A 3,344-nucleotide genomic window follows, 5' to 3' on the forward strand; every position below is an offset into this window, starting at 1 on the left:
GACGGATTTTTCTGGGGTTCCGGCTTACAACCCCGCGATGCAGCCTTGCATCGTGGTCGCATTGTGACTACAATTTCGGTGCTTGAAACGATCTCGGAGAACTACCATGAGCACTACCGCCGATACCTACGTCCGCGCCCGCATCGACACCGCCACCAAGGAACGTGCCGCTAGTGCGCTCGAAGCAATGGGGCTGTCGATCTCTGATGCTATCCGCCTGCTGATGCTACGCATTGCCGACGAACACCGCCTGCCCTTCGATGTGAAGGTACCAAACACCACCACGAAAAAGGCGATTGCCGAACTGGAATCAGGCAAGGGTAAGAAGTTCGCCAATGTGGACGACCTGATGGCGGATTTGCATGCGGACGATTGACCGTTCATCCGCTTTCAAGCGCGACTACAAGCGGGAAGCCAAGGGGCAGCATCGCGCCACGCTTGATGACGCGATCAAGCCGGTGTTGGTCGCACTGGCGACCGATCAGCCTCCCGATGCACGCTATCGCGATCACGATCTTTCCGGCGATTGGGCGGGCTATCGGGAATGTCACATCAAGCCTGACTTGCTGCTGATCTACCGCAAGTCCGACCCCGACACCCTGCGACTGGCACGGCTTGGCTCGCACAGCGAGCTTTTCGGCTGAGGCCCGCCCGTTGTCCGTCAAACGATTGATTGACGCTGTTCTGCACATGGAACGCGCCAAAAAAAATAGCTCCCACAGGCAGTGCAGCCGACTCCTGATATTCCGCGCAGTCGTCTTCTGAAAATGAAACCGGCGTATCACATCCCGGCCAGCTTGGCCCCAACGAAGCCGCCCACCACGCCGGCGACAAATGCGAACCCAGCCAGCAGCAGCACGAACCGCCGCGCCTTGCTCTCAAGGGCCGCATGCGCGGCGACGAGCTGCGCCGCGCCGCTGTTGAGCTGATTCCCGATCTGCGCGGCCGCGTGTCGGCCAGCCTCGGTCAGCTTTTCGGCGTTCTTGTCGATGACCGACTCGAAAGTGAGCTTGGCGGCCAGGAATGCCTGCCGGCCGCATCCGTGGTTGCCTTCTCGATCATGAGTGTCAAGAACGAGGCAACCGGTTCGTTCTGGGACGAATGCGATGGCGGCTGGAAATGAGAGACGGATTTTTCTGGGGTTCCGGCTTACAACCCCGGAATCAGGATGTGCCACCTGCACATTTCGTTTCCTTCGCGCCGTCCACACCCACCCGACGACTGCTCGCTACATAGTGTTAGCAGTTCCTGAAGGAGCGATCCGAACGGTATTGCAACAGTTCAGTGCCGGCGCCGCATCCGCACTCAGAGCTTGAACGCGCAACGCTTCAGATCCTTATCTGTGCAGGTCAACACGTTCGAAAGGTTCGGGTCTTGCACCCAGCTTGCGCCGACAGGCTGCGCTGTCTTTTTCAGTTTCAGCGACATGCGCAATCCGGAAAGACCCGGGCCGGCGTAATCGCAGGCGATCAGATATTGGTCGTTGACGATAGATACCGAAGTAAATTTCAGGTCGCGTGGCTCGACATCGTTTGCCTCAGGTGGATTGACCCCGATCCATGGATTGCCATTGGAGGTCGGACTCGTGGTGTAGGTGTCGCCTTCGACGGACTTGGACTTGGCGATACGAACACTGTGCAGGTCCGGACACGATTGATTGATATCGTGGGCTACGGCAGCGCCGCTCCCCGCCATAGCGGCCAACGCGACCATCATCACCAGTGATTTGCGATACATCTGTTTCTCCTGATTGAGACGCTATGGATATGACGTCAATGAGGATTGACTATCCGATTGTCGGCTGCGTAGATGTATCCAGAATTCCGAAAGGACAACGCGCCATACGAAAAAAAGTGAACCGCCCCGGGAATGTGGGAGGCTCCAACTCTTGAGAAGATGGGGCCATGAGCAAGACGATGTATTCCTTGGAAGTGCGAGAGCGGGCGATTGGGCTGGTGCGCGAGCACCAAGGAGAGTACGGCCCGCAGTGGGCGGCGATCGAATCGATTGCCGGGAAGATTGGTTGTTCGTCGCAGACGCTGTGCACCTGGGTGCGTCAGGCCGAGCGTGATGCCGGCAAGCGTCAGGGGCTGACGACGGACGAGCCGACGCGGATGAAGGCGCTGGAAGGGGTTGTAAGCCCAGAAAATTCCGTCACCCAAACTCCAACCCCGCCACAAGCGCATCCAGGTCGATCATCTTGCCGTCGCTCTGGAAGGTGTAATGCCCGTTGAGCAGGATGTGCCGCCAGGCTGCCGGCGACATCCTGATGATCAGCGCTAGCGCCTTGACGTTACCACTGGCCTCATACCGGGTCAGCAACCGTGACAGGGAAGTGGGTCAGATTAAAAGTGCTGGTGACAGTCTTACATCCCGGCCAGCTTGGCCCCAACGAAGCCGCCCACCACGCCGGCGACAAATGCGAACCCAGCCAGCAGCAGCACGAACCGCCGCGCCTTGCTCTCAAGGGCCGCATGCGCGGTGACGAGCTGCGCCGCGCCGCTGTTGAGCTGATTCCCGATCTGCGCGGCCGCGTGTCGGCCAGCTTCGGTCAGCTTTTCGGCGTTCTTGTCGATGACCGACTCGAAAGTGAGCTTGGCGGCCAGGAACGCCTTGCCGGCCGCGTCCGTGATTGCCTTCTCGATCTTTCCGGCCAGCGCCTGATCTGCTTGCTCGAAGCGACGCACGATGGCGTCGGCATCTTGCAGCAGCTCGGCCATGAGCGCTTCGCGGGCCGTGGATACGTGACTCCCCATGACGCCTCCTCACTTGAACAACGCCTTGTAGGCATCATCGAGGTTCTTGTTAGCCGACTTGGCGAGCCACTTCGCCGAGATCATGTTGATCGCGTGCGCCTTGGCGTCCTCGTCCTTGGCTTCACGAAGCATTGCCCGATAGTCCGTTTCATCGGCCACGATTTCCGAGACGGTCTTTTTCAGCGTCCGCAGCCGGTCGAAAATCTCGTTCTTGAAGACCACGGCTTCTGGTCGCAGCGTGAAGCTCTTGGTTTCTTCGTGCAGGCCAAAGATCATCCGAAACAGGCGCGGCACGTCGTTGGCGTCTTCCAGCTCGACCTTGTTGAACACCACGCGGATTTTCTTCGCCGGCACGCCGAGGCTGGTGAGTGTCCTGATAGTACTTAGCGTATCGGCTTGCTGCTTCTTCTCGCTAACGGTGGGAACGACGTAGTAGTCGAACTCTTCGTGGGGTAATCCCCCCACTTTTAGCGGTCGCCAGAAGTGGAGCTAAGCGGCCATCGCCAACTTCATGGCAGGCGTGATGCCGCCGAGCGCCATATTCGGACGCTCGTGGTTGTACGTCCATAGCCAGCGGGTGGCTCTGTC

Annotated in this window: 4 protein-coding genes, 1 other RNA gene and 3 pseudogenes; 4 read left to right on the forward strand and 4 right to left on the reverse strand. The window is 59.1% G+C overall.

The annotated features are described in order from the left end of the window. The first annotated feature begins 106 nt into the window (after positions 1-106). Together J7360_RS20750 and J7360_RS20755 are read left to right on the forward strand one after the other, a co-directional pair. Positions 107-376 (forward strand): type II toxin-antitoxin system RelB/DinJ family antitoxin, encoded by a 270-nt coding sequence (locus tag J7360_RS20750; protein ID WP_017158384.1) that lies wholly within the window; start codon positions 107-109, stop codon positions 374-376. Further along, a complete protein-coding gene (locus tag J7360_RS20755) occupies positions 363-644 on the forward strand; it encodes a type II toxin-antitoxin system YafQ family toxin (RefSeq protein ID WP_017158383.1) in 282 nt (93 codons plus the stop codon). Before J7360_RS20750 ends, J7360_RS20755 begins: the two co-directional genes overlap by 14 nt. A 137-nt stretch (positions 645-781) precedes the next feature. On the opposite strand, the pseudogene J7360_RS20760 reads toward J7360_RS20755, so the two are convergent. Next, positions 782-1,059 (reverse strand): annotated as a pseudogene (locus tag J7360_RS20760) (hypothetical protein); the annotation flags it as partial. A 109-nt stretch (positions 1,060-1,168) separates the two neighbouring features. Between J7360_RS20760 and J7360_RS20765 the strand changes: the two are divergent. Further along, a non-coding RNA gene (locus tag J7360_RS20765) (sX9 sRNA) lies at positions 1,169-1,244 on the forward strand. Between the two features lie 61 nt (positions 1,245-1,305). Here the strand turns inward: J7360_RS20765 and J7360_RS20770 are convergent. Next, a complete protein-coding gene (locus J7360_RS20770; RefSeq protein WP_057663003.1) occupies positions 1,306-1,737 on the reverse strand; it encodes a DUF3757 domain-containing protein in 432 nt (143 codons plus the stop codon). Between the two features lie 167 nt (positions 1,738-1,904). Here J7360_RS20770 and J7360_RS20775 point away from each other — a divergent pair. Beyond that, positions 1,905-2,129: pseudogene (locus J7360_RS20775) on the forward strand (IS3 family transposase); the annotation flags it as partial. Positions 2,130-2,366: 237 nt separating this feature from the next. Here the strand turns inward: J7360_RS20775 and J7360_RS20780 are convergent. Together J7360_RS20780 and J7360_RS20785 are read right to left on the reverse strand one after the other, a co-directional pair. Beyond that, positions 2,367-2,720, reverse strand: coding sequence for a hypothetical protein (locus J7360_RS20780; protein ID WP_209034721.1), 354 nt, complete (start codon positions 2,718-2,720; stop codon positions 2,367-2,369). A 45-nt stretch (positions 2,721-2,765) separates the two neighbouring features. Continuing rightward, positions 2,766-3,206 (reverse strand): annotated as a pseudogene (locus tag J7360_RS20785) (plasmid stabilization protein); the annotation flags it as partial. Between the last annotated feature and the right edge of the window lie 138 nt (positions 3,207-3,344).

Source organism: Xanthomonas sp. D-99 (assembly GCF_017746145.1).
In the GTDB taxonomy this organism is placed as follows: Bacteria; Pseudomonadota; Gammaproteobacteria; order Xanthomonadales; family Xanthomonadaceae; genus Xanthomonas; species Xanthomonas cissicola.

What these genes read in the sequence shown, in the direction of transcription:
- J7360_RS20750 (WP_017158384.1), top strand. Translation starts at nt 107, where the DNA reads ATGAGCACTACCGCCGATACCTACGTCCGCGCCCGCATCGACACCGCC.
- J7360_RS20755 (WP_017158383.1), top strand. Translation starts at nt 363, where the DNA reads ATGCGGACGATTGACCGTTCATCCGCTTTCAAGCGCGACTACAAGCGG.
- J7360_RS20770 (WP_057663003.1), bottom strand. Translation starts at nt 1,737, where the DNA reads ATGTATCGCAAATCACTGGTGATGATGGTCGCGTTGGCCGCTATGGCG.
- J7360_RS20780 (WP_209034721.1), bottom strand. Translation starts at nt 2,720, where the DNA reads ATGGCCGAGCTGCTGCAAGATGCCGACGCCATCGTGCGTCGCTTCGAG.